The organism is Lampropedia aestuarii, assembly GCF_004803635.1.
Classification (GTDB): Bacteria; Pseudomonadota; Gammaproteobacteria; order Burkholderiales; family Burkholderiaceae_C; genus Lampropedia; species Lampropedia aestuarii.
This window is the reverse complement of record NZ_SSWX01000073.1, coordinates 1-296: the sequence shown is the minus strand read 5'-3', so window position 1 is coordinate 296 and position 296 is coordinate 1. Positions and strand designations below refer to the sequence as shown.

General features: G+C 52.7%; 1 protein-coding gene. It reads left to right on the top strand.

All coding sequences use genetic code 11. The annotated features are described in order from the left end of the window. Positions 1–296, top strand: a 296-nt coding sequence (locus E8K88_RS17940; RefSeq protein ID WP_276606685.1) for a TCP-1/cpn60 chaperonin family protein, incomplete at both ends; no start/stop codon positions are given.

The window sequence follows — 296 nt, the reverse complement described above, 5'->3', positions numbered from 1 at the left end:
CGCAGTGAAAACCACTTTGGGCCCTAAAGGCCGTAACGTGGTGCTCGAGCGCTCGTTTGGCGCTCCTACCGTGACTAAAGACGGTGTGTCGGTCGCCAAAGAAATCGAATTGAAAGACAAGTTGCAAAACATCGGTGCGCAACTGGTCAAAGAAGTCGCCTCCAAAACCAACGACATCGCTGGTGACGGTACAACTACTGCGACAGTGTTGGCTCAAGCCATCGTTCGTGAAGGCTTGAAATACGTGGCAGCAGGCCACAGCCCAATCGAAGTTAAACGTGGCATTGACAAGGCTG